2 protein-coding genes are annotated in these 1,822 nt (G+C 66.9%); both read right to left on the bottom strand.

The window, feature by feature from the left end; all coding sequences use genetic code 11:
• Window positions 1-13: 13 nt before the first annotated feature.
• A complete protein-coding gene (locus NIE111_RS28115; RefSeq protein WP_238687312.1) occupies window positions 14-796 on the bottom strand; it encodes a transposase family protein in 783 nt (260 codons plus the stop codon).
• Between the two features lie 268 nt (window positions 797-1,064).
• On the bottom strand, window positions 1,065-1,682 hold the full coding sequence (locus tag NIE111_RS28120) for a Type 1 glutamine amidotransferase-like domain-containing protein (protein ID WP_124822898.1): 618 nt from the start codon (window positions 1,680-1,682) through the stop codon (window positions 1,065-1,067).
• Between the last annotated feature and the right edge of the window lie 140 nt (window positions 1,683-1,822).

Raw genomic sequence — 1,822 nt, forward strand, 5'->3', positions numbered from 1 at the left:
CAATGAGCGTTTTTCATCCTCGATAGGTCGGGTTCTCGACGTGGTGCAGGGCCAGGATGGCCTGCACGATCGCGGTTGTCCGGGACGGGCTGCAGCGCAGCTTGGTCAGGACTTTCCAGGTCTTCAAGGTGGCGACGGCTCGTTCACCAAGGGCGCGGATACGGGCGTGGGCCTTGTTCACGGCCTTCTGCCGGTGCGACAGCTTGGGCCGGTAGCGATGACGCTTGAACGGGGTGCGGACACAACCGCCTGCCCCTTGGTACGCCTTGTCCGCGAAGGTCATCACGTTCGCGCTGGTCAACGCCGCGACGATGCCGTGGGTTCGGGCGGCGGTCAGGTCGTGTGCCGAGCCGGGCAGCGCCGCCGACGCCCAGACGAGGCGTCCGGCCGGATCGGCGATGACCTGCACGTTCATCCCATGCCGCCGGTGCTTCCCGGAGTAGTACGGCTTTTGGTCGTGTACGCGGTCGATCGGAATCAGGGTGCCGTCGAGGATAGCGTAGGCCAGCAACCGGATCCTGCTCATCGCCTGTCGCAGGTCGTCGGCGGTCGCGGCAAGCAGAGTGATCGCCTCGCGAACATAGCGCCAGGCGGTGGCTACCCCGACTTCGAACCCGGCGGCCAGACGGGTGAAGGTGTCGCCGTTGCGCAGATGGGCCAGGACGAGCAGCGCCTGGCGGCCGGGGACGAGGCGGCGCCACCGGGATCGTCGCTGGCGGCGATGAGCACGGATCAGGTCGGCGACGTGGTTCAGGAACCGGGTGGACAGCGGGATCGAGGAAGGGTAAGACAGCAACGAGGCTCCCGGTAGGGGCATCTTTCTTGGTCGATTGCTGTCCTACCGGGAGCCTCACCTCACCCGGCAACCGGCCCCCTCCACTGCCGCGTCCGCCTCAAGGTGGTGGATGATCACGGCGGTGACCAGCGGCTCGCAAGGTAGGTCCGGACGATTCCGAACTAAGGCGTCTGGAACTACCTTGCGGATTTCCGGCGGAAAGCCTTCGTGGACAGCCTCAGCATCTGTTGCGCTTGGCGTTGGGGCCCGAGTGCAGCAGGGTCCGGCGCTATACAGGCAGCAGTCGCGTCTGGTTCTCGGTGACGAGTAGCACTTCACCGTCGCGCAGCGCCCAGTGTGGCCTCCTTGCGCTGGTGTACGCGGCCGACACGGCGTCACAGGCGGCGGTCTCCGGATGGCCGGGGGAACGCACATGCGGCACGAACGGGCGGTCAAGCAGGCCAAGCCCGGTCATGATCGGTTCGGCGACGGCGGCGGGGTTGTCGACGAGTTCCAGACCGTTCAAGTCAGGGGCCAGGACGCAGGCACCGGCGCTGTAGCCGCCGTAGACGACCGCGTCGCGACGTAGCAGATCGAGCAGCACAATGTCGGCGCCCGTGTCGGCCAGAACCCGGCGCAGCACGAAAACGTTGCCGCCACGGACCCACACCGTGCCGTAGGTGGCGAGGCTGGACACCATGGCGGGCTCACGCAAGTCGATCAGCGTGACGTCGAGGCCAACCGCTTCGAGATCGTCAAGGTCGCGCCGCAGGCCGGTCTCACGCATCTCAGTGGGAAGCCCGTCGAGGGCGTTCGGGATCAAGGCGGTGCGCCGGCCGTTGCCGGCTAGGGCGACAAGCTGGTCAGGATGCGCCCCGGTACGGAACGACGACAGGTACAGGCGCATCGGAGCAGTATGGCGCTACGCGCCCGGAGTGGGAAGTCGTCCGTTGCGAGCTGGCGCCGGCGCTCCAGGGGAGTACCCCGGATAACTCGGCATCGCGCCACCAACCCGGCATGTAAGGGTGACTCGCAAGATTTTCCGGG

The organism is Micromonospora hortensis (genome assembly GCF_022230935.1).
Classification (GTDB): domain Bacteria; phylum Actinomycetota; class Actinomycetes; order Mycobacteriales; family Micromonosporaceae; genus Micromonospora; species Micromonospora hortensis.

What these genes read in the sequence shown, in the direction of transcription:
- NIE111_RS28120 (WP_124822898.1), bottom strand. Translation starts at nt 1,682, where the DNA reads ATGCGCCTGTACCTGTCGTCGTTCCGTACCGGGGCGCATCCTGACCAG.